This is a genomic window from Daquilactobacillus linshuiensis, assembly GCF_052828685.1.
Genome location: NZ_CM128255.1, coordinates 214,657 through 238,813, shown reverse-complemented (window position 1 = coordinate 238,813; position 24,157 = coordinate 214,657). Strand labels below are relative to the sequence as shown.

23 protein-coding genes are annotated in these 24,157 nt (G+C 31.7%); 4 read left to right on the top strand and 19 right to left on the bottom strand.

All coding sequences use genetic code 11. From position 1 onward, the window contains the following. Positions 1-12: 12 nt before the first annotated feature. From ACUV9F_RS01250 to ACUV9F_RS01195, 12 genes are all read right to left on the bottom strand, one after another. A complete protein-coding gene (locus ACUV9F_RS01250; protein WP_446183880.1) occupies positions 13-1,164 on the bottom strand; it encodes a CamS family sex pheromone protein in 1,152 nt (383 codons plus the stop codon). 10 nt (positions 1,165-1,174) lie between these two features. Then, the gene (gene ligA, locus ACUV9F_RS01245) at positions 1,175-3,190 is read right to left on the bottom strand and encodes an NAD-dependent DNA ligase LigA (protein ID WP_446183879.1); all 2,016 of its coding nucleotides are present in this window, start codon (positions 3,188-3,190) and stop codon (positions 1,175-1,177) included. A 21-nt stretch (positions 3,191-3,211) separates the two neighbouring features. After that, on the bottom strand, positions 3,212-5,443 hold the full coding sequence (gene pcrA / locus ACUV9F_RS01240; protein ID WP_446183878.1) for a DNA helicase PcrA: 2,232 nt from the start codon (positions 5,441-5,443) through the stop codon (positions 3,212-3,214). A 124-nt stretch (positions 5,444-5,567) separates the two neighbouring features. Further along, a complete protein-coding gene (locus tag ACUV9F_RS01235) occupies positions 5,568-6,095 on the bottom strand; it encodes an NYN domain-containing protein (protein ID WP_446183877.1) in 528 nt (175 codons plus the stop codon). A gap of 4 nt (positions 6,096-6,099) precedes the next feature. Continuing rightward, the gene (rlmB, locus tag ACUV9F_RS01230; RefSeq protein WP_446183876.1) at positions 6,100-6,876 is read right to left on the bottom strand and encodes a 23S rRNA (guanosine(2251)-2'-O)-methyltransferase RlmB; all 777 of its coding nucleotides are present in this window, start codon (positions 6,874-6,876) and stop codon (positions 6,100-6,102) included. Next, positions 6,857-7,270, bottom strand: a complete 414-nt coding sequence (locus ACUV9F_RS01225) for a Mini-ribonuclease 3 (protein WP_446183875.1) — start codon at positions 7,268-7,270, stop codon at positions 6,857-6,859. The genes rlmB and ACUV9F_RS01225 overlap by 20 nt, the downstream gene beginning before the upstream one ends. After that, a complete protein-coding gene (cysS, locus tag ACUV9F_RS01220) occupies positions 7,270-8,679 on the bottom strand; it encodes a cysteine--tRNA ligase (RefSeq protein ID WP_446183874.1) in 1,410 nt (469 codons plus the stop codon). The genes ACUV9F_RS01225 and cysS overlap by 1 nt, the downstream gene beginning before the upstream one ends. A gap of 350 nt (positions 8,680-9,029) precedes the next feature. Then, complete coding sequence (locus ACUV9F_RS01215) at positions 9,030-9,200, bottom strand: hypothetical protein (RefSeq protein WP_446183873.1); 171 nt, start codon at positions 9,198-9,200, stop codon at positions 9,030-9,032. A 292-nt stretch (positions 9,201-9,492) separates the two neighbouring features. Further along, positions 9,493-10,977 carry a glutamate--tRNA ligase gene (gene gltX / locus ACUV9F_RS01210; RefSeq protein ID WP_446184333.1) on the bottom strand — a complete coding sequence of 495 codons (1,485 nt, stop codon included), beginning with the start codon at positions 10,975-10,977 and terminating at the stop codon, positions 9,493-9,495. A 10-nt stretch (positions 10,978-10,987) separates the two neighbouring features. Further along, the gene (locus ACUV9F_RS01205) at positions 10,988-12,124 is read right to left on the bottom strand and encodes a PIN/TRAM domain-containing protein (RefSeq protein ID WP_446183872.1); all 1,137 of its coding nucleotides are present in this window, start codon (positions 12,122-12,124) and stop codon (positions 10,988-10,990) included. Between the two features lie 21 nt (positions 12,125-12,145). Further along, positions 12,146-13,474 carry a DNA repair protein RadA gene (radA, locus tag ACUV9F_RS01200; protein WP_446184332.1) on the bottom strand — a complete coding sequence of 443 codons (1,329 nt, stop codon included), beginning with the start codon at positions 13,472-13,474 and terminating at the stop codon, positions 12,146-12,148. Positions 13,475-13,530: 56 nt separating this feature from the next. Next, positions 13,531-14,073: a dCTP deaminase/dUTPase family protein gene (locus ACUV9F_RS01195; protein WP_446183871.1), complete on the bottom strand. Its 543-nt coding sequence runs from the start codon at positions 14,071-14,073 to the stop codon at positions 13,531-13,533. Positions 14,074-14,210: 137 nt separating this feature from the next. Between ACUV9F_RS01195 and ACUV9F_RS01190 the strand changes: the two genes are divergently transcribed. The 4 genes from ACUV9F_RS01190 to ACUV9F_RS01175 all read left to right on the top strand — a co-directional run bounded on the left by ACUV9F_RS01190 (position 14,211) and on the right by ACUV9F_RS01175 (position 18,746). Further along, positions 14,211-14,534 (top strand): GNAT family N-acetyltransferase, encoded by a 324-nt coding sequence (locus ACUV9F_RS01190; RefSeq protein ID WP_487247184.1) that lies wholly within the window; start codon positions 14,211-14,213, stop codon positions 14,532-14,534. Beyond that, positions 14,521-15,207: a ribose-5-phosphate isomerase RpiA gene (gene rpiA / locus ACUV9F_RS01185; protein WP_446183869.1), complete on the top strand. Its 687-nt coding sequence runs from the start codon at positions 14,521-14,523 to the stop codon at positions 15,205-15,207. The genes ACUV9F_RS01190 and rpiA overlap by 14 nt, the downstream gene beginning before the upstream one ends. 17 nt (positions 15,208-15,224) lie before the next feature. Next, entirely contained in the window at positions 15,225-16,559 is a 1,335-nt protein-coding gene (locus tag ACUV9F_RS01180) for a C1 family peptidase (protein ID WP_446183868.1), read from the top strand. 90 nt (positions 16,560-16,649) lie between these two features. Next, positions 16,650-18,746: a KUP/HAK/KT family potassium transporter gene (locus ACUV9F_RS01175; protein WP_446183867.1), complete on the top strand. Its 2,097-nt coding sequence runs from the start codon at positions 16,650-16,652 to the stop codon at positions 18,744-18,746. A 12-nt stretch (positions 18,747-18,758) separates the two neighbouring features. On the opposite strand, the gene ACUV9F_RS01170 is transcribed toward ACUV9F_RS01175, so the two are convergent. From ACUV9F_RS01170 to ACUV9F_RS01140, 7 genes are all read right to left on the bottom strand, one after another. Continuing rightward, the gene (locus ACUV9F_RS01170; RefSeq protein ID WP_446183866.1) at positions 18,759-19,439 is read right to left on the bottom strand and encodes a 2,3-bisphosphoglycerate-dependent phosphoglycerate mutase; all 681 of its coding nucleotides are present in this window, start codon (positions 19,437-19,439) and stop codon (positions 18,759-18,761) included. A gap of 15 nt (positions 19,440-19,454) precedes the next feature. Further along, positions 19,455-20,336, bottom strand: a complete 882-nt coding sequence (locus ACUV9F_RS01165) for a cation diffusion facilitator family transporter (RefSeq protein WP_446183865.1) — start codon at positions 20,334-20,336, stop codon at positions 19,455-19,457. Between the two features lie 81 nt (positions 20,337-20,417). Beyond that, positions 20,418-20,624: a hypothetical protein gene (locus ACUV9F_RS01160; RefSeq protein WP_446183864.1), complete on the bottom strand. Its 207-nt coding sequence runs from the start codon at positions 20,622-20,624 to the stop codon at positions 20,418-20,420. 114 nt (positions 20,625-20,738) lie between these two features. After that, a complete protein-coding gene (locus ACUV9F_RS01155; RefSeq protein WP_446183863.1) occupies positions 20,739-21,107 on the bottom strand; it encodes a DUF956 family protein in 369 nt (122 codons plus the stop codon). Positions 21,108-21,176: 69 nt separating this feature from the next. Further along, positions 21,177-22,088 carry a PTS system mannose/fructose/sorbose family transporter subunit IID gene (locus ACUV9F_RS01150; protein ID WP_446183862.1) on the bottom strand — a complete coding sequence of 304 codons (912 nt, stop codon included), beginning with the start codon at positions 22,086-22,088 and terminating at the stop codon, positions 21,177-21,179. A gap of 14 nt (positions 22,089-22,102) precedes the next feature. Continuing rightward, positions 22,103-22,912, bottom strand: coding sequence for a PTS mannose/fructose/sorbose transporter subunit IIC (locus tag ACUV9F_RS01145; RefSeq protein WP_446183861.1), 810 nt, complete (start codon positions 22,910-22,912; stop codon positions 22,103-22,105). A gap of 17 nt (positions 22,913-22,929) precedes the next feature. Then, positions 22,930-23,904, bottom strand: a complete 975-nt coding sequence (locus ACUV9F_RS01140) for a mannose/fructose/sorbose PTS transporter subunit IIA (protein ID WP_446183860.1) — start codon at positions 23,902-23,904, stop codon at positions 22,930-22,932. Positions 23,905-24,157: the final 253 nt, after the last annotated feature.

The window sequence follows — 24,157 nt, the reverse complement described above, 5'->3', positions numbered from 1 at the left end:
TTTATTACCTCATTAATAATCATTAAATACATGTGCGTAGAAGTTCTTCTGCCCTTCTTCTCGAGAAATGAACGCTTGTAATCCATTAACAGACTCAACTTTAATCTCAAGAGGAACTCCGACTGGCAAATATGTCGAAGCTGCATTTTGAGTGTATTGTGTAAAGCTTCTAACTTCTGACTCTCCATAAAATTGAGTTGTTATAGTAATACTCATTCGCTGTAAGGTTCCATTATCATAATGAACCTTAGCAACTACACCAGATAATTTGGGGAAATAGTTTTGTATATGTGATTTAAATGATGCAAAGCTGTCCGCATCTGAACTATTAATTACCTTTGCTTCGCCAACAACTGGTAAAATTTGGCTTTCATAACTTAAATCTTTCCAAGAACTGATTTCAGATGTTCCATTTTTGCTTACACCGTACATAAAATAGCTTCCACCAACTAAACTATCAGATTCTTCTGCCTTATACAATCCAACAACTATTGGTATATCTTTAGTCTGTTTCATTTTTCTCATTCTTTGAATAATTTCATCTGCCATTTTTTTACCTTGTTCAATACGTTTGGCTTCAGAAATTTTCGTTTTATAAGTTGAACCATATTTAACTTTAGTATAGTAGTCTACCTGGTTCATAGATAATCCTATAGAAACACCTGAAAGAGCATAATTACTCCCTGATTCTTTATAAAAATCATTTTCCATTATTTGAGAAAGATACAAGGGATTTCTATCATTAGGTTCTTTTTTTCCGTTATCTTCAGGATTTAATCCATCAGGATTTTGAGATGATTTTCTACCAATCCACTGTTGTACTGTATTTGCTTTTAAAACTTGTCCTTCTTGAAATGTGTAATTTTTGGTTGGAAATTCTTTTTTTGATACATCAATTAATCCAGATTCAAAACTTTGAAGATTGAACTGATTATCATTATTTCCACTCACAAGCCCAGCTATTGGGCTTACTTGATATTGTTTTCCCTGCAACAAGGTATTATAAGAATTTCCATCACTTGACGATGTTGTTTGAACAGTTTTAGTCTTTTTAGAGTCATCAGTACCACCAGTTGACAAGCTTGAATTTTGTAAATTTCCACATCCAGCTATTATTACAGCTATTAAACTTAGAATTATGGTTCCTAAAAATTTTTTCTTCAAAATAACCCTCCTAGTCAGCACTTTTGCTATCTGACAAATAACTATCCAATGTATCTTCGTCTATTATATCAATATTTAGGCTTTGAGCTTTAGTTAATTTACTTCCAGCCTTTAATCCTGCAATAAGTATATCTGTATTTTTTGTTACAGAACCTGTCACCTTAGCTCCCAAGCTATCTAATTGATCAGAAAGTTCTTTTCTCTTATATTTTTCCAGAGTACCAGTTATTACGACTGTTTTACCGTTAAAATGTTCATTATTATCTAAATTCAATGTTGAGTTCAAATAAGTCATATTAACATTTGCTTCTTTTAATTCTTTAATTAATTCTTGAGCTTCAAGGTTTGAAAAATAAGTTTGTAAACTATCAGCAATAGTTTCGCCGATAGTATTAATTTTTGAAATTTCTTCCTTTGATGCATTTATAATATTATCCATATTAATAAACTCTTCGGCCAATAGTTTGGCCGCTTTAGCACCAACATGCCTAATTCCTAAACCATATAGTAATCTCTCTAAAGAATTTTCTTTGGAATTTCTAATAGCTGTCAATAAGTTATTAATAGATTTTTCCTTAAAACCATCAAGTTTTAACAAATCTTCAAAGGTTAGCTTGTATAAACCAGCAACATCTTTGATCATTTCTTTACTAAAAAGTTGTTCAACAATTCTAGGACCTAAACCGTCAATATTCATAGCATTTCTTGATGCAAAATGAGTTAGTCCTTCTTTAATTTGTGCTGGACACATCGGATTAATGCATCTTAAAGCAACTTCATCCTCTAGATGAACTAGCTTAGAGTCGCAGTATGGACAGTTTATCGGAATTGAAGTTTCTGGTAAATTTTTTGGTCTTTTATTTTTCAAAACTTTCGATACTTCAGGAATAATATCTCCCGCTTTGTGTAGAAGAACAAAATCTCCGATACGAATATCTTTATCTTTTATCATCTCTGCATTATGTAAAGTTGCTCTTGAAACAGTTGTGCCGGCTAATAACACTGGTTCCATTACAGCTGTTGGAGTTAATACACCCGTTCTCCCCATCGTCCACTCTATATCTAAAATTTTAGTTTCAGATTGTTCTGGAGGAAATTTATATGCAATTTCCCAACGAGGAACCTTTACAGTATTTCCTAATTCTTGTTGCAAATTCAAGTTATTAACTTTTAACACAATGCCATCAATTCCGTAGTCTAAATTATCTCTTTGTTCTTGATACTTTTGGATATAATCTTCAATTTCATTAATGTCATTAATAGTTGTCGAACTAGGATTAGTATGAAAACCTAGTTTATTTAAGTAACCAATTGCCTGACTTTGTGTGGTCACTCCAAATTTTTGGGCATCCACTAAAGTATAGATAAATGTACTTAAATTTCTTGATCTTGTTATGTTTGAATCTAATTGTCTTAAACTACCAGCTGCAGCATTTCTTGGATTAGCAAAAACTGCCTGTCCTTCGAGTTGTCTTTTATCATTTAGTTTCTTAAAAGATAACTTGGGCATATAACATTCACCACGAACTTCAATGTTCAAAGGTTCAGTTAGTTGTTTAGGAATATCAGTGATTGTCATAATATTAGCAGTAACATCTTCTCCAGTTGTACCATCACCTCTAGTAGAACCTTGAATAAGTTCACCATTTTCATATATTAAAGATAAAGCAAGTCCATCTATCTTCAACTCAACATTATAATCAGTTTTTTTTCCAATATTTTTTTGTGTTCTCTGATCGAATTCCTCTAGTTCTTCAAAAGAAAACACATCACCCATTGATAACATAGGGATCTCATGTGTCACCTTAGAAAATTCTGATAATACTTCCCCGCCTACTTTTTGCGTAGGGGAATCTTTTGTAACTAGTTCAGGAAACTCTTTCTCTAAATTTTCTAATTCACGATACAAAAGATCGTACTCACTATCTTCAACTAAAGGAGCATCTTTTGTATAGTAAGCTTCACTTAATTCAGAAATCTTTTTTCTTAATTCACTAATTCTTACCTGTGCATCATCTACGTTCATAAGATCACTCCTTTAGTAATTCTAGGCTTTTTTAATTGGCGCAAATTCGGCTAAAAGTCGTTTTACTCCTTGTGAATCAAAAGCAACATCAAGTTCAGCATCTTTTCCTTGACCGTTAACTTTCACAATAGTACCAATTCCCCATTTTTTATGTTCAACTTTTTGACCTATATTCCAATCTTCAGCAGCTGCATTATTATTTGCTGAATGTGCAACAGGTGCAACATAAGTCCCGCTAAATGTTCTAGCAGATTTATTTTTTGAAAATGGATATTTTTCATTGCTTTTTTCGAATGGAATATTTCCAGCCTTAGGATCTTCTTGATCTAAATATTTATCATCTATTTCGACAATAAATCTTGAAGGAGCATTTGATTGTAATCTACCGTAGAGCATTCTACTATGCGCATTGGTGATAAATAATTTTTTCTCAGCACGCGTAATTCCCACATATGCCAATCTACGTTCTTCTTCTAGTTCACTATTATCTGCAGCTGCTCTACCAAGTGGAAATATTCCCTCTTCCATTCCAACTAAAAATACAACTGGAAATTCTAGTCCCTTTGCAGCATGTAAAGTCATTAAAGTAACTTCTTTTACATCCTCTTCAACATCATCTTGATCGCTCACAAGCGATAGTTCAGTTAAAAAGCTTTCTAGTCTTAAAGTGTCTTCATCTTCGTATTTGTCATCAAATTGTTTTGTAACAGTTAATAATTCTTCAATATTTTCAATTCTTGATTTTGACTCTAAAGTATCTTGGGATCTTAAATCATCGATATATCCTGTTTTATCAATAGTTTCTTCTAATATCTCAGTAATTGGTGCCACAGTTATTTTGCTTTGAATTTCAGTTATCTTTTTAGCAAAATCACCTAATGTATTACGAACTCTACTTGGCAAGTTGGATAATTCGATATTTCTTGAAGCTTCTAATAATGACCAATTATGACTTCTTGCAAAATCTTCTAGCTTGTCTAAACTAGTTGGTCCAATACCTCTTTTAGGTGAATTAACTACTCTTCTAAAACTCATAGAATCAGATGAATTTCCAATTAACCTTAAGTATCCCATAATATCTTTAATCTCTTTACGATCATAAAACTTATGACCACCAACTATTTTATAGGGAATATTTGCTGATAATAGTTTTTCTTCAAAAACACGAGACTGAGAATTAGTACGATATAAAATCGCGAAATTTCCGTAATTATAATTATTCTTAGCAATTATTTTTTTAATATTTTCAATAACAAATATTGCTTCATCTGATTCACTTTGTCCACGATAATAAGTTATCTTTTCACCTTCATTATTTTCGGTCCAAAGTTCTTTTGGTTTTCTATTATCGTTAAAATTAATAACATCATTAGCAGCGCCCAATATATTTTTAGTAGAACGATAATTTTGTTCTAACATAATTGTCTGTGCATTTTTATAATCTTTTTCAAAGTCTAAGATGTTATTCATATTGGCTCCACGCCATCCATAAATACTTTGGTCAGCGTCACCAACTACACAGACATTTTCATGAACTTGCCCTAATAAATGAACCAATCTATACTGAGCTTCATTAGTATCTTGATATTCATCAACATGAATATATTCAAACTGTTCTTGATATTTCTTTAATACTTCTTCATTTTCTTCAAACAATTGAATAGTTTTCATAATAAGATCGTCAAAATCCATTGACTGATTATTTTCTAATTCAGCTTGATAGTCCTTATAGCACAATGCTACTGCCTCTTCAAAAGGCCCACGTGTATTCAAAGCATACTGCTTAGGTGTTAATAGCTCATTTTTAGCATTACTAATCATTGAAAGTATCGCCTTCGGATCATATTTTTTAGGATCCATATTATGATTTTTTAATATTTGCTTTAGTAATGTTCTTTGTTCTGCTGGATCGGCAATTGAAAACGATCTTGAAAATCCAATATATTCTGCGTCACGTCTCAAAATTCTTACACATAGCGCGTGAAACGTAGAAATCCATATACCGTTTGCTTGATCACCCAATAATTTATTCACACGTTCTTGCATTTCGCGTGCAGCTTTATTAGTAAATGTAATCGCCAAAATTCTCCATGGCATAATATTTTTTTCTTTTATCAAATATGCCACTCTATGAGTCAATACACGAGTTTTTCCACTTCCCGCACCCGCCATAATTAAAAGAGGTCCTTCAGTTGTTAAAACTGCTTCTTTTTGTTCTTTATTCAACCCATTCAACAACTGATTTTCACTCAAAACACTAACCTCTTTTTTCAAATTTATTACTGATAAATTGTACTATACTATTATAGACAATTAAAATGCCTTTTGCATTGTTAATCCAATTTTAAATAATCAAAGACAAATAAAAAGAAGATACTCAATTATCTTCTTTCCTATTTAAAAATTTTTTCAATTGTTTTAATTGTTCATCACTCCAAGGACTATTACGAACAATTTGCCTATCATAATGATTTTTGACATCATTATTTATCTCATCTTTTAAATTTTTTATTCTTTTATAAAACTCATATGAAGGAATTCTGACTGCGCCTCTAGAAAAAACCGTCCATTGCTCAGCCTGATCACTTGTAACTACAGTCACAATATTTAAAGGAGAGTTTAATTCATCACTTAATGCTTCTATATACGAATCAGCTGTTTGATCTTCTGGTGTAAAAACAACCTCTAAATTAAACACATTAAACGTCTCTTTTATTCCCGGAACATACATTGCATCAAAAACAACAATCATTCTTACTTGTTCTATTTTTTTATATTCAGCCAAAGAGTTTAATAATGTATCTCTTGCTTCAGAAAGTCTATCTTGATTTTTTAATTTGCTTAAATTTGGCCAGCTTCCAATCACGTTATAGCCATCTACAATTATAATCTGATTCTTTTTCACATTATTATCCTCTACGCGAATTAAACGCTTGATACATCAATACTCCAGCAGCAACACTTGCATTTAAACTTTGAACATGACCAACCATAGGAATTGAAATAGTCTGATCCATCTGTTTTTTTACGACTGGAGATATTCCCCTACCCTCGTTACCGATAACTAATCCAATATTCCCTTTGGCATTCCATTTAGTATAGTCAATCCCAGACATATCGGTACCAAAGAACCATACGTTTTTTTCTTCTTTTAACTTCTTAATGGTGTTAACTATATTAGTTACTCTTACAACTGGTACATGTTCAATTGCTCCAGTTGAAGTTTTTGCAACAACTGAAGTCAATCCACTTGAACGATGTTTAGGTATGATAATTCCATGAACTCCTATTGCATCTGCAGTTCTTAAAATTGAACCTAAATTATGAGGATCAACAATACTATCTAAAATGAGTATAAACAAGTCTTCTTTTTTTGAATCGGCTATTGCATAAATATCTTCTAATTCAGCATATTGATAAGCTGAAATACTTGCTATTACACCCTGGTGATTCCCGTTATCAGATAAATTATCAAGTTTATTTTTAGGTACTTCTTGGATAACTAATTTATTTTCTTTTGCCGTTTTAAATATTCTTGATAGCTGTTCACTTCGCAAATCTTTTTGCATAAATATTTTATTTATTCTTGAGCTTGCATCATTAGATTTAAGCACTTCTAACACAGCATGAATTCCAAAAATAAATTCATTTTGTTCTTCATCATTGTTATTGGAGATGTTTTTCATGTGCTTCACCCGCTTCTACTTTTTCAATGCAATATTTTGCCAATTCATCAATTCTATCTTTTTTTTCAAGTAAAGAAAGATATCCAAAAACAGCCTCAAATCCTGTAGACATATGGTATGTAACAATACTTGTATTTTTTGCTTTAGTATTTACTCGAGCATTGCGACCTCGCTTATAAATACTTAGCTCTTCATCTGTTAAAATCTTTTCTTCTTCCATTAACATTATTAACGAAGCTTGTGCTTTAGCAGAAACAAAATTTGTGGCTTTTTTTTGTAATGCATTTACTTTAGTAAGCCCTTTACTTAAAAGATACTTTCGTATATATACCTCATAAACTGCATCGCCTAAATATGCAAGTGTCACACCATTTAACTGTTCATAAATATTCATTAATTTTCTTCCTTATGCCAACGAGTTCCATTAGCAGTATCTTCTAAAATTATTCCCTGATTTTTTAATTCATCACGAATTCGATCACTTTCAGCAAAATCTTTATTCTTACGTGCATTATTTCTAGCTACAATTAATTCTTCGATTTTTGTATCAAGATTTTGTTCTTCAAGCTCAATTCCAAATACACTAGTTAATTCAATCAAAGTGTTTTTTAAATAAATCAAATCATCTTTTGAAGTTTCTTCTTGTTCTAAATAGTTATTGATTAATTTAACTAAATCATAAACAGCAGTAATTCCATTTTGAACGTTAAAATCATCGTCCATAGACTCAATAAAATGATTTTTTATTTTTGAAATTTGGTTTTCAAGCAATGGTTCTTTTGAACTATTAGTATTCTTAAGTCGATAATTTAGGTTATTAAAGCTCGTCTTAATTCTACTCAAATTATTTTTTGCATCCTCAATATTTTCTTGAGTATATTGAAGTGGTTTTCTGTAATGCACCGTAGACATAAAAAATCTTAACACTTGCGGATTGACTTCTTTGATTAATTCATGAACAGTGATGAAGTTTCCAAGAGATTTACTCATTTTTTCTTCATCTTTTCCAATTGTTACAAAACCATTATGCATCCAATAATTAACAAATTTTTGACCTGTCTTAGCTTCACTTTGTGCAATTTCATTTTCATGATGTGGAAATTCCAAGTCTTGTCCACCCCCATGAATATCAAAATTGTCACCCAATATATCAGTAGACATAACTGAGCATTCAATATGCCAACCGGGTCTGCCTTGTCCCCAAGGAGAATCCCAAGAAATTTCTTCAGGCTTAGCAGATTTCCAAAGGGCAAAATCAATAGGATCTTCTTTGATTTTTATTTCTTCAGATGTAACATGATTGCTTGCGCCTTCTTCTAAGTCATCTATATTTTGACCAGAAAGTTTGCCATAATTATCAAATTTTCTTGCTCTGTAATAGACATCCCCCTTAACCTCATAAGCAAAGCCATTATCAATTAGTGTAGAAATAAAATTAATAATTTTAGATATATATTCAGTTGCTCTTGGATTTTTTGTCGCTTGTTTTATGTTAAGTGCTTGAGTATCTTTTTTAAATGCGTCAATGTATTTATCAGCAAGTTCTTGTACAGTTATACCATCTAAATCAGCTTGTTTGATCATTTTGTCGTCAACATCAGTAAAATTAGACACGTATTTAACTTTATATTTACGAAATTCAAAGTAACGTCTAATTGTATCAAACGCTACCGCAGATCTAGCATTTCCAATATGAATGTAATTATATACAGTTGGACCACAGACATACATTGACACTTGATTTTTAATATTAGGAATAAATTCTTCCAACTGATTAGTCATTGTATTATAAATTTTTATCATGAAGCCCTCCATTGCTTTTTATCAGTGTTTATATTTTAACAAAAAACATTAAATTAATCTCATTATTAAGTGCTATTCTATATAGAATGAAATTTTTTTAGACTGATAAATTCAATTTTGAGATATATTTAAAATACTAAAGTAAATTATTTTAATTTTATTTCTTTACTAATTTCAGTCATAAAAATACCCCGAAAGTTAAACTTTTGGGGTCTATATATTTTTTATTATCATAATTTGAAAATATATTATTTAAAATACTCTTTCAATATCTTCAATAAAATTATTTAGAACTTACAACACTCATCCAAATAACAGATACCAAAATTAGTATACCTCCAAAAATAAAATTAATAGTCAGTAGTATCTTGAAACAAAAGCATCTTTTTGTTCATCACCTTTGATACAAGCTTTCTTTCAACTATTTCAGAATTTGAAGGTAGATACTTTTTTTGATCGTTCAATTCTCGATTGATAATACTTATATAAATTCTTTGTCTTATGATCTTTCCAAACTTCATTCCAGTCTTCTTTATCATATTTATTGAAATTCATAAATTTGAATTATTCGATTTACTCGTAATACATCTTTGATTATAGCCATAAGGTTTTTTACTATTTAAAAAAACACAAACAAATATATCTATGAATTTAGAAATAAGATAAATCTCTTTACCAGAATTCAATTAATTTGAAAGTAAAGAAAAAGGCATTTACCTTTCGATAAATACCTTCATTACTCTCTACCAACACCAGTTGACAAAGAGCTAAACAAATCTAATTTAAGGAGTTCTTTATATTCTGTATTATTTTTTATATTTGACTTAATGTATGATTCAAATGAGCAACTGCTTTTTCTTTACCGAGTAATTCAATTGCTTCGCCAATTCCTGGTCCATGCATTGACTGCGTTGTAGCGATTCTTATAGGCATAAATAATTTTCTGCCTTTTACACCGGTTTGAACTTTAGTTTCATTTATTGCATTCATTATTTGTGTAGCTGTAAATCTATCTAATTTTGTTAAATTATCTTTAAATACTTCAAGCATTGGTTTTGCTTCATCATTATTCAACTCATCTATAGCTTCTTGAGATAAAGTCTCTGGTTCATTTAAGAAAATTGAACCAAAATCTGACATTTGAGCGGTATAGCTCATTTGTTCTGTAAATAGACTTACCATCTGGCGAATCCACTGTATTGTTTTTGCATCAGGATTGGATCCAACTAATCCTTTACTAATTAACTCTTCCAACGCTAAATCTGTTAATACACTTAGATCTGTTTTTCTAACGTATTGATTATTAACCCACTCAAGTTTTTTCTGATCAAACTTGGCAGGTGATTTACTTAGACGCTTTTCATCAAACATTTTTATAAGTTCTTTACGATTAAATACCTCATCTTCACCAACCGGTGACCATCCTAATAAAGCAATAAAGTTAAACATTGCTTCAGGAAGATATCCAAGAGCTTTGTATTGTTCAATAAATTGAAGTATAGACTCATCACGCTTACTTAATTTTTTACCCGTTTCTGTATTAATTATAAGTGTCATATGTCCAAATATTGGTGCTTGCCATCCAAATGCTTCATATATCATTAGTTGCTTAGGAGTATTAGCGATATGATCATCACCTCTTAATACATGTGAAATTTCCATTAAGTGATCATCAATTACTACAGCAAAGTTATACGTAGGCATGCCATCACGTTTTCTAATAACCCAATCTCCACCAATAGTATTTGATTCAAAGCTTATTTTTCCTTTTACAATATCGTCAAATTCATAAACTGTATTTTCTGGAATTCTAAAACGCACAACAGGAACTATTCCAGCGGCTTTTTTTTCTGACTGGACTTTTTTAATTTCATCATCACTCATTCCAGCATATTCATATTCATAATGAGGCATTTCTCCTCTTGCCTTTTGCTCTTCTCTCATAGACTCAAGTTCTTCTTCAGTCATATAAGATTCATAAGCAAGACCACGTTCTAACAATTCATCTATATATTTAGTATAGATTTCTTTTCTTTCTGATTGTCGATATGGACCAAAATCTCCACCTACATCAGGTCCCTCATCCCAATCCATTCCTAACCATTTAAGATTATCAAGTTGAGACTTTTCACCGTCTTCAATATTACGCTTAGTATCTGTATCTTCAATTCTAATAATTAATTTACCTTTATTGTGTCTTGCAAATAAATAATTAAACAATGCTGTTCTAGCATTCCCTATGTGTAGATGTCCCGTTGGGCTTGGTGCGTATCTAACTCTAATCTTGTTTACCAAAATAATACTTCCTTTATTTCTTTTTATTTTCTTTAGTTTCATTATTGTCGCTGTTATTTATACCCTTAGTAGAGTGTTTAGGCTTTGCAAAAATCATTCTTCCTGCATCAGTTTGAAGAGCACTGGTAATAACAACATCCAGTTCTTTATCAATGAAGAATTTTCCATCTTCAACTACTACCATTGTACCATCTTCTAAATATGCCACACCTTGCTGTCGCTCAGTACCTTCTTTGATTACAGTAACTTTCATTTCTTCACCTGGAATTACTGTTGGTTTAAGAGTTCTAGCTAATTCGTTAATATTCAAAATTGGAACTTTTTGAAATTCACTGACTTTATTCAAATTAAAATCATTTGTTACAACAATACCATCAATCGTTTTTGCTAATTTCAAAAGCTTCATATCAACCTCGGGAATTGTATCAAAGTCGCCCTCGTAACTTTCCATATTGATATTTTTATCAGCCCTCATTGTATTTAAAATGTCTAAACCACGACGTCCACGTTCTCGTTTTAATACATCTGACGAATCCGAAATCAACTGTAATTCATGAACAACAAAGTTAGGAACTAATATAGTGCCTTCTAAAAATCCAGTTTTAGCAATCGCATAAATTCTTCCATCAATAATTACAGAAGTATCTAGAATCTTATATTGATAAAAATCTTTTTTCTCAACTGGTTTGATTATTTCACCAATATCAGAATTATCTTTTTTCCTTATTTGAAAAATTTTTGTCCATTCGCCAACTCTTCTTGTCCCTACTCGAAAACCCAAATATCCAAAAATCACCATTAAAATAACAGGAATAACAATGCTAAAAATTGGATGGTTAAGACTATATAGTGGGATAGAAATAATATTAGCCAGCACTAGTCCTATTATTAATCCCAAACTTGCAAAGATTATATATCCTGTACTCAATTCATTTAATCGTTTTTCTGTTTTGTCTACAAGAGTGATTATTGGCTTAGTAATCAACAAAGAAATAATATAAAAAACTATAGCACCAATAAATGCATTAACAATACCCAACTCTAAAATTTGATTTTTAAAATTCAATACCATCCACAACACTGGTAATACTGCCATTCCAAAACCAATTCCGATTAACACCGCCAATATTTGAATAACTCTTTTTTTCAATTTAATCACCCTCCTTTCCCTTTAAAATACTTTTCCGATTGCTTCAGAAATTGTACTTACTCCAATAATTTCAATTTTAGTATTTGGACGCCACTTATTCAAATTATTCTTTGGAATAATTATCCTATTAAATCCAAGTTTCTCCGCCTCAGCTACCCTTTGAGCAATTCTATCTACACTTCTGATTTCTCCTGTTAGTCCAACTTCACCTACAAAACAATCAGAAGAAGGAATTCCTATATTCTTATAACTGGATACAACTGCCATAGCAATAGCAAGATCAATTGCAGGTTCATCGAGTCTAACTCCACCTGTAGCCTTTAAATACGCATCTTGATTTTGCAAAAGTATGTTTGCTCTTTTTTCTAATACGGCCATAATTAGTGCAACCTTATTATTATCAACACCTGACGCTGTTCTTTTTGCATTACCATAAACTGTTGGACTTATTAAAGCTTGAACCTCAACTAATATTGGTCTTGTTCCTTCCATCGAAACAACAACTGCTGAACCATTAGCATCTGCAAGTCTTTCTTCTAAAAAAATTTCTGAAGGATTATCTACTTGTGCTAATCCTTCTTCTTGCATTTCAAATACTCCTATTTCATTAGTTGAACCAAATCGATTTTTAACTGAGCGCAGTATTCTATATGCTTGGTGGCTATCACCTTCAAAGTATAAGACAGTATCAACCATATGCTCTAAAACTTTTGGTCCTGCAATTGCCCCACCTTTTGTAACGTGTCCAACAACAAAAACCGTTATATTTTGCTGCTTGGCTATATTCATAAGTTCAGCAGTAACTTCTCTAATCTGAGAAACACTTCCAACTGCTGATGTAATTTCAGGTTCATCCATCGTTTGAACTGAATCAATTATTAAATAGTCTGGATTTAAGTCATTTATTGAGTTTCTTATTTCTGACATATCAGTTTGAGGATATAAGTATAAATTGTCACCTGTAACATTCAATCGATCAGCACGCATCTTTATTTGTGAGGCACTTTCTTCTCCAGAGACGTACAAAACTGTACCTCCAGTTTGTTGAAGCTGACCCGAAACTTGAAGTAATAAAGTAGATTTTCCAATTCCAGGATCACCACCTATAAGAACCAAAGATCCAGGTACGATACCACCACCAAGAACTCTGTTCAATTCAGACATTCCAGTTTTTATTCGTTTTTCTTCTTGAAAATTAACTTTTGTTATTGGCTCAGGTTGAATATTTTTTGAATTTTCTCTTCTGCTTGGCGTAGCTTTTTGAGTGAGCTTTTCATCTTGTATTTTTTCTTCAATTAATTGATTCCAAGCACCGCAGTTAGGGCATCTTCCTAAATATTTAGGAGACACATATCCACAGTTTTGGCATACAAATTGTGTCTTTATTTTTGGCAAAAAACTTCTCCTTAATTACCTGAGGATCCAAAGCCACCATCTCTTGTAGTGACTCCTCCTTCATCGTCATCTGTTCTTAAATATTTAACAAAAATTCCTTGTGCAATTCGCTCACCTTTTTTTAGGTGTACGTCAAATGGAAAAAAATTCAGCATTTGAACAAAAATTTCACCTTCATTTTTTTCATTTCCATAGTAATCAGCATCAATTATTCCCACAGAATTTGGTAAAACTAATCCTCTTTTTAAAGGACCACTTGATCTACTTACCAGCGTTAATACTTCATCATCTTGCATGTAAGCTTTAAGCCCCGTCGGTACAAGTACCGGTTTTAATTCTTGTTGTACATCTTCCCTTAGCTTAGTTTGTTTAGATAAAAGTTTACTTTTTGTGTTATTTATTAACAATGAAAGTTTATATTTCCAGATAGATGGAACAACGAAATCTTCTGCGCATTCTATGTCATATCCAGCAGCAGATTTAGTTTGTCTTTTAGGTAAATTTATATTCTTATCTTTAAATCTTGTAACTATTTCAAAACCTCTTTTTTTCATATAAGTTTCTCCTAAACATATTGTATAAAGCATACCATTTTTATTTTATAATTTACTAATTATCAAATGACTTTTAAAAATAATTTAGTTACTATATGAATAGTATAATATTTATGTTTAGAAAAGAGGTTATCAAAATGGAATTTGATGCTGAAAGACATCGTTTTTTTATTGAAGAAAATGGTGAATTCATTGGTGAAATAAAATTTACTCCAATAAATAATTCTAAAGTAATAAGTACTGATCATACTTTTGTAAAAGAAAGCCATCGTGGAAAAGGTTTAGCTCGTCAGTTTGTGCAAACTGTAATTGATTATGCTAAAGAAAATAATCTTAAAATTTTGCCAATCTGTCCTTATGCAAAAAAGGTATTTAACCAAGAACCAGATATACGAGATATTCTTGAAGAAAAGTATTTGAATAATTTAATCTTAAGGGAGAAACAAAATGGATCAAAATGAACTAAAAAAAGCAGCTGGTATTAGATCAGTAGATTTCATTAAAGATGGTATGACTGTAGGACTTGGAACTGGCTCAACTGTTTTTTATATGGTTGAAGAATTAGGCCGCCGCGTTAATGAAGAAGGACTAAATGTACAATGTGTTACTACTTCTGACAGAACTTGGGATCAAGCTGTTAACTTAGGAATCAAAATGCTAGATGTTAATGAAGTTGGCGATATTGACTTAACAATTGATGGTGCAGATGAAATCGATGATAATTATCAAGGTATTAAAGGCGGTGGAGCTGCACATTTAAAGGAAAAAATTGTTGCACTCAACTCAAAACAAGTAATTTGGATCGTTGACCAAAGTAAAATAGTAAATACACTAGGTAAGTTTCCATTACCAACAGAAGTAATTGAATTTGGAAGTCAAAAAACATTCGATTTACTTCAAAGTGAAGGCCTAAATCCTAAATTTAGAAGAAATGAAAATAATGAATTAGTTAGAACAGACTCAAATAACCTTGTTGTTGATCTGTATTTAGAAAAAATCAATCATCCACACTTACTTGCAAAATATCTAGATGGTATAACAGGTGTTGTTGAACATGGTTTATTTTTAGATATGGTTAATACAGTAATCATCGGTAACGAGGGACAACCTAAAGTTATTGAAAACATTCGTTAATTATTTGGAGTGATTTTATGGAAATAACAAATGAAATATTAAAAAAATTCGATAGTGATTTAAAAAATATTCCTGCTTCAAATGTAATAAAAAATACAGTTGCAACTAACGGAATATATAAATCAAGTGAAAATTTGTCTTCAAAAATCAATATGGATCCTGTTTTTTCAATTGATTTAAATACAAGCTCTGTTACTGATCAAATGAAATCAGGCCTATGTTGGGTTTTTGCAGCATTAAATACTCTTAGGCATCCGATTGAACAAGAGTTTAAAATTAAAGACTTTGAATTATCACAAGGCTACATTTTATTTTGGGATAAACTAGAAAAATCAAATTTCTTTTATAGTAATGTCATTAATACGGCTAACTTACCGGTTGGCAATAGAAAAGTTGATTTTTTAATGACCACACCTCAACAAGATGGCGGTCAATGGGATATGGTATGTGCATTAATAGAAAAATATGGACTTGTTCCAAAATCAGTAATGCCTGACACATTTAGTCGTAAAAATTCTACTGAGTTGAATGACGTTCTCAATAAAAAATTACGTAAAGATGCAATTGTTTTGCGAGAACTAGTGAAACAAAATGCTTCTTCTGAAAAAATTGAAGAGACTAAAGAAAAAATGTTAAGTGAAATATACCGAATTTTAATTTACTCTGTAGGTACACCTCCAACAGTTTTTAATTGGTCATATCGTGATAAAGATAAAAACTATCACGAAGATAAAGGCATTACACCTCAACAGTTTTTCAAAAAATATATTAACTGGAATTTATCTGATTACGTATCAATTATTAATTCTCCCACTGACGATAAGCCATTTAATCATGTTTATACTGTTGAAATGCTTGGAAACGTTGTGAGAGGACGCCCAGTTAGACACCTAAATCTAGATATTAAAGAGTTTAAGTCTCTTGCTATTAAGCAACTAAAATCAGGTGAATCTGTTTGGTTTGGTAGTGATGTTGGGCAAAGCTCAGATTCTAAACTTGGAATTATGGATCCCGATTTACACAACATTGATCATCTATTCGAATCTGATTTTTCAATGACAAAAGCACAACGTTTAGACTATGCGGAAAGTTTAATGACTCATGCAATGGTTATAACAGGAGTTAATCTTGATGAAGATACTCCAACAAAATGGAAAGTAGAAAACTCTTGGGGACAAGATGTTGGTACTAAAGGGTATTTCACAATGAGTGACAAATGGTTTGATGAGTATACATACCAAATTGTTATTAATAAAAAATACTTACCAGAAAATCTACAATTGATTTTAAAAAATGAAACTAATAACCCTAAAATATTATCTCCATGGGACCCAATGGGAGCTCTTGCCTAAAGACCTTAATAGGTCTTTTTTTATTACTTTAATTAACAATTTAAACTGTTATAATATCTTCTGTAGAACTTAAAGGAATAAGGAAAAATTATGTCAATAGATAAAAAAGAATTATCGCTAGAAGCAAAAAAAAAGCTTCATAATAAATTAAGCTTTGCAGGAATTTTAATTGCACTTGGTGTTGTATATGGAGATATTGGTACCTCACCTTTATACGTTATGAAAACCATTATTGGCGAAAATGGTGGTTTACAAACAATTTCTACTGATTTTATCTTGGGAATTGTTTCATTGATTTTTTGGACACTAACAATAGTTACCACTATTAAGTATGTGTTAATTGCTTTGAGAGCAGATAATAATGGTGAAGGCGGAATTTTTGCTTTATATACCCTAGTTAGAAAACGCGGTAAATGGCTTATCATTCCGGCTATGATTGGTGGTGCAACTTTTTTAGCAGATGGAATGATGACACCTGCTGTTACTGTTACTACTGCTATTGAAGAGCTTAAGGGGATGAAAATTTTTCACGGTACCCCAATTACTACTCAACAGCAAGTGATTATTATTACTGTTATTATTTTATCAGTTCTATTTTTTATACAAAAATTTGGAACAGAAATAATTGGAAAAGCATTTGGTCCAATTATGATGTTTTGGTTCAGTTGTTTAGGTTTGATTGGTATTTACAACCTATCTTTTGATCGGTCATTCATCAGAGCTTTAAACCCATATTATGCAATCAAATTATTAATGAGCCCTCAAAACATACATGGACTATTTATTCTGGGAAGTATTTTTCTTGCCACTACTGGTGCTGAAGCACTTTACTCAGATATGGGACATGTTGGCCGTGGAAATATTTATGGAAGTTGGCCTTTTGTAAAAATATGTCTTCTTCTTAATTATCTTGGTCAAGCTGTTTGGATTGATAAGATTAGAACAAACCCTATTATGCAAAACATGACAGGTATGAATCCATTTTTCCAATCAATACCCGCATCATTAAGAGTTGCCTCAGTTTTACTTGCTACTGCTGCTGCAATCATTGCATCACAAGCACTTATTTCAGGATCATATACTCTAGTTTCTGAAGCTATTAAATTGAAAATTTTCCCTCGTTTGAAGACATTTTATCCTACTAACTTTAAGGGACAACTATATATCCCTACAGTTAATAATATTCTTTGGATAGCATGTATCTTTATTGTCTTTTTCTTTAAGACATCAGCACGTATGTCCGCGGTCTATGGTCTAGAAATCACTATAACAATGCTCATGACTACTATATTGTTATATCAATGGTTATTATCAAGAAAAAATCTTAGCAAGATTATTTCTACAATAATAGTTATGTTCTTTTTCTTTATTGAAATAATATTCTTCATTACAAACAGTACTAAGTTTGTAAACGGTGCATACATAACAATGTCAATTGCCTTTGCAATTATCTTTATTATGTTCACTTGGTTATATGGGGACTACTTAAAAGATAATAATTCATTCCGACGTCATTACGTTTCCTTATTAGCATTTAAAAAGCAACTTCATGATCTTCAACAAGATGATGAGATTCCTCTTTATACAGAAAATCTCGTTTATTTAACTAAGGTACGTGAGGGCTTCAAAGTAAGGAAAAATATAATATATTCTATTTTAGATAAAAGACCAAAACGTGCACGTATATATTGGTTTGTTACGGTTAATGTTACTGATGAGCCTTATACTACCGCATATAGTGTCGATACGTTTGGAACAGATTATATGGTAAATGTACAACTATACTTAGGATTTAGAGTGGATCAAAAAGTTAACGTATTTTTAAGACAAATAGTTAATGATATGATGATTAATGGTGAGTTAAAACCTCAACCACAAAAATATACAACTATACCTGATCGTCAAGTTGGAGACTTCTCTTTTGTACTTATCAAAGAAGTATTATCTCCAGAAACTCAAGTCAATTGGTTTAATAAGTTTATAGTAGCTACAAGATTAAAACTTCAAAAATTTATTTCTCCTGCAAACTGGTTTGGACTATCATATAGCGACGTTGTTGAAGAGCGCGTTCCTTTGGTAGTTGGGCGTCTTCCTGTTGAAAGATTTAAATTAAGTCGAGTAGATAAAACAGAAGCAGATGACTTGGAAATAGATAAAGAAATAGATATTAATGATGATGAAAATTAAAAAAGAACTGGTTTATTCCAGTTCTTTTTTGCTAATCAAATTTAGTTTGTTATCAAATTCATAAATTATAGGCTCAGCATTCCCGACTTCAACACCGTCAATACTTTCATCTGAGATATTCTCAATATACTTGATTAGTGCTCTTAAAGTACTACCATGCGCAATTATTATTTGATTTTTATTCTGCAGTAGATTAGGAACTACATTATCCAAATAGTATGGAATAACACGACAAGATGCATTTTCCAAACTCTCACCAAGAGGCATAGATCTAATATCCATGTTCTTATATCTTCCAACTACAGAATCAGGTTGGTCTAGTTGTGGTGGTTGTTCTTTATAACTTCTACGCCATAAAGCAACCTTATTTTTACCATATGTTAATTTTGTATCATCTTTGTTTAATCCACGCAATGCACCATAGTGGCGCTCATTTAATCGCCAAGATTTGTGTAATGGCTTATATAAATCATCGAGCTCTTCTTGAATTAAATAAGTCGTTTTTATTGCCCTTGAGAGTACAGATGTATGGTAGTCGTATATCTTTTCCGAAAAATTATTTAAGATCAAATTACCAGCATTTTTTGCCTGATTTTCACCTTTTTTAGTTAAGTGACTATCCGTCCAACCTGTATAAATATTTTCTTTGTTAGCATCACTTTGCCCATGTCTAACAATTATCAGTGAGACCATAATACTTCCAATCTATTACTTAATCATTGGTTCTCCAATACCTTTTTTACACTCAACTTGAAGTGTAACATGTCCAATTCCATATTTATCTTTTAAAAGATGTCCAACTTTGTCATATAATTCTTCAGTTTCCACAATTTTTTGAGCTTTATCAACATTTATATGTGCATCAAATATTATCAAATTCTCATCAATCATCCATAAATGCGCATGATGAACATTTTTAATTTCAGGCAATGTCAAAATAGTTTTTTTAACATCTTCTAAATCTATATTTGGACTTGCTTCCATTAAAATATTGACGGTTTCTTTGACTACTCCATAGGACTCTTTCATAATCCAAAAGGCTACTAAAATCGTAATTAATGGATCAACCCAGTACCAACGAAACAATTGAACAAAAATTGCAGCTATTACAACACCCACTGAAGAAACGGTATCAGACAACATATGTAACATGGTGGCTTTTATATTTAAATTATTCTTAGAATCTTTTAATAAAATACCCATAGAAACACCATTAGCCAATAGACCTATAATAGAAACTATCATCATTAGTGATCCGTTAATTGTTTGTGGTTGATTAATTCTTTTAACACTTTCAATTACTAAAAGTACAGTAATAGCTATTAATACACTTGCATTAATAAAAGCAGCTAATATTTCAGCCCTCTTGTAACCAAAAGTCTTACTAGAATTACTCCTCCTTTTACCAATTAAATGTGCTACATAAGAAATAACAATAGATATTGTATCCTGTAAATTATGAACTGCATCGGACAATAAACTTAAGGAACCCGAAAAAACTCCACCTAAAAATTCTAAAACAGTTATTAGCGCATTCAAAATTGTTACGAAAAAAAACTTTTTTCCTGTTGTATCATGTCCATGTTCCATTTTTCTACCTCCTTTCTTACTTTATACGATAATTGTACCAAATAAAAAGTGGATAGACTATAAGTAGTCCATCCACCATAATTAATGAGCTGGTTTTGTATCTATTTTAATTGGTTTATGTATATCCATTGAATCTGAGTAGGAGCGGAAAATATAATGTTTCATACCTTCTCTTGCTTCTCGTCTAGAAACATTATGGCAAATACGCTTTTTAGTTATTTCTTGTCCTTCAATATTTTTAAAGATACAAGTCACTTCATAATCTCTCGCATTACCAAAAAAAAGCATTTTTACTTCCTCCTAAAAATATACACATTTCTATGCGACTAGATAGTTATACCACGTTCAAAATGACATATCAATAGTTTTGTTTAAACTTTTTCAAAATACATTTAATGCTTATTATTTACTAAAAATATTACTTATACCACGTTTTATAGAGCCAAAAAAAGTTGCTGATTTTACAATGTTATCCGCACCGACATATTCTCTGATTGCTCTAAGTACTCTTTTTGAGTCTCTTGACGCAAACGTAAAAGTTCCACTTTTTTTCGTTTTTATACCAAAGCGAGGAATCCACTTATTAAAGTAAACCGAGGCAATAACCTTGTCTACCTCATTCCAAGGAATTTGAATATAATCTTTTGATGTTCGCTCACTAAAATATTCAAATCCTTTATCACCAACTATAATTTTGCCATAACTAGTAAATCCTAAAAATGAAGTTGCCTTCATTTCTAAATCTTTTTTTGTGTTCATTGATCCTATCATAATTTTCCTCAACGTTTCATTAAGCCGTTGTATAAAAAAAGCCCTGTAGATTAACAGGGCTTTTTAATATTACATTATGTTCATGTAATGGAATAAAATTCCAACTGCGAATAATCCAAAAATAACAATAATTGGAGAAACTTTTTTCTTAAGTAACCACATACAGAAGAATGTCAACAATAGCCCTGCAAGACCTGGAATTAATTGATCCAAGTTATCTTGAAGTGTTGTCACTTTTGTAGATGATAGTGCTTGACCAGCTGCTTGTTGTTCTAAGGCTGATTTTATTCCAGCAGCTCCCTTTGGTATACCGTTCCAGTCAATGTATGCACCTTTTTGTAATTTAACAGATGATACAACTGGGGTGAACTTAACAGCAACCCAACGATTAACTAATGAACCTAAAATGAACATACCAAGAATTGAAGCACCCTTAGTTATATTTTGTAATAAGTTACCAGATAAATCTTCTGAAATTTTTGAACCTGCTTTATAACCAAATTCTTGTGTATACCATGTGAATCCCATACGAATAGCATTCCATAATACAAAGTAAAGAATAGGTCCAATAATATTTCCACTCATAGCTAAAGATGCTGCTAAGGCACCAATAATTGGTTTAACTGTAAACCAGAATACCGGATCACCAACACCGGCTAAAGGTCCCATCATACCAACTTTTACACCTTGAATAGTAACATCATCAACTGGTGCACCATTAGCACGTTCTTCTTCGAGCGCCATAGTAACACCCAAAACAGGAGATGCTAAGTATGGATGAGTATTAAAAAACTCTAAGTGACGTTTCAATGCTGCAGCACGATCGTCTTTTGTTTTATATAATTTTTTAAGAGCTGGGATTAATGTAAATGCCCAACCACCATTTTGCATACGTTCATAATTCCATGATCCTTGAAGGAAAGTTGAACGTAGCCAAACAGAAACTCTATCTCTTTTTGTTAATTTTACTTGTTCTGCCATTTTTACTCTCCTTCTTAATAATTATCTATAATATCGCCAACTGGATCACCAGTTCCGTTATTACTACTATTATTTGATGAACCACCTTGTTGTGACAATGCTAGGTAAATTAGAGCCATTGACAATCCAATTGCACCAAGACCAATAAGAGTTAATTCCTTAACTGTTGCAAGTACAAAACCAATAGCAAAGAATGGCCATACTTCTCTTGAAGCCATCATATTAATAACCATAGCATAACCAACAGCAACAACCATTCCACCACCAATAGCTAAACCATCAGTTAGTTGTTGTGGAAGTAGGTTTAACCAAGCACTAACGGTCTTTGTACCTACAGCTAGAATTAATCCAGCAGGAATTGCAATACGTAAACCTTGCATAATAATAGCGATATATTGCCATAAATCAATTTTTGCAAAATTACCTTCTTCAGCAGCCTTATCCATAATATGAACAACACCAGTTGCCAATGTACGTACAAGAATTGTCAATAGTAATCCAGCAACAGCTAGGGGAACAGCAATAGCAATAGCAGTTTTTACACCTTTTTCACCTTGTCCACCTAAAACTAGAATAATTGCAGAAGCAACAGATGCTAAAGCAGCATCAGGAGCAACAGCTGCTCCGATATTAGCCCATCCTAGGGCAATCATTTGTAAAGTACCACCCAAAATAACACATGGTATTAATTGACCAGTAACTAATCCGATCAATGTACATGCAATAACTGGTTGATGGAAATGGAATTGATCCAAAATACCTTCCATACCAGCTAAAAATGCAACAATAAGAACTAAAATAACTTGAATAACGTTCAATTGCATAATTTATTTCCTCCGGTTTATTTTAATTTATCTAATTCAGATTGAGCTTTTCTTAAAATTGAATCCATATTGTCTCCAGAATCACTAGGGACTTTACGTACATCAAATTTCAAACCAAGTTCTTTAAGTTTTGCAAAAGTATCAATATCGTCTTGATCAAAAGCTAATACCTTATTTGGTTGAACTTTACCAGTTGAATGTGCCATTGAACCAACGTTAATTTCTTTCAATGGTACGCCACCCTCAACGGCTCTTAAAACATCTTGTGGTGTTTCAAATAATAGTAAAGCTTTTTCTCCACCAAAATGTTTGTCATCTTTTGCTAATTCAATCATTTTATCTATTGGAACAACGTGAGCTTTAACACCTACGGGAGCTGCTTGTTTTATCAAGTTCTTACGTAGCTCATCTTTAGCTACGTTATCAGATACAACAATGATCCTTGTTGCTCCAGATGTCTTTGTCCAAGTTGTTGCAACTTGTCCGTGAAGCAAACGAGTATCAATTCGTGCAAGTGGATATGTCAACTTACCAGGCTTTCCACCAGCAGGAGCTGTTTTTACCTCTGCTTGAGTTGTAGCCGGTGCTTTATATAGTGATTCAGGTTTTACCTTTACACCATCTTTTGCAGAATCAATTATTGCACTAGCAATTTCGTGTGCAGTATTCATTGACATTCTTGCAGAGTATGCTTCGATAAGCATTGGTAAGTTAAGACCTGTAACGATAGCCCAATTATCTTTATGTTCTTCAAACAATCCATTTGATTGGTTAAATGGTGAACCACCCCATAAATCAACCAAGAAAAGAACCTGATCATCGGAACTAAGATTCTTAACCGCTTCTTCCAAATGTGCCTTTAAGTCATCAGGACCTTCATTTGGCATGAATGTAACAGTTTGTACATCTTCTTGCTCGCCAAAAATCATCGATCCAGATTGTTTTATTCCTTCAGCAAATTGACCATGACTTGCAATTATAATTCCAACCATTACAAAACCTCCCTTATATTATTTGGCTTCAAAATAAAAAAATATGAAAAATTGCATTAAAATGAAACCGATATCTTAGCCCGCAAATTAACATTTGTGAACGTTATCAATTATAGAACAATGAATTTAAAAAAACCACTTTTTGCATGTAAAAGTGGTCTTTTATTCATTGAGTGAAATATTGCCTAAGAATCAATATTTCACTTGCTAATGTTAGTTATGAAACATAATTGGTATACACCATCAACAAAAA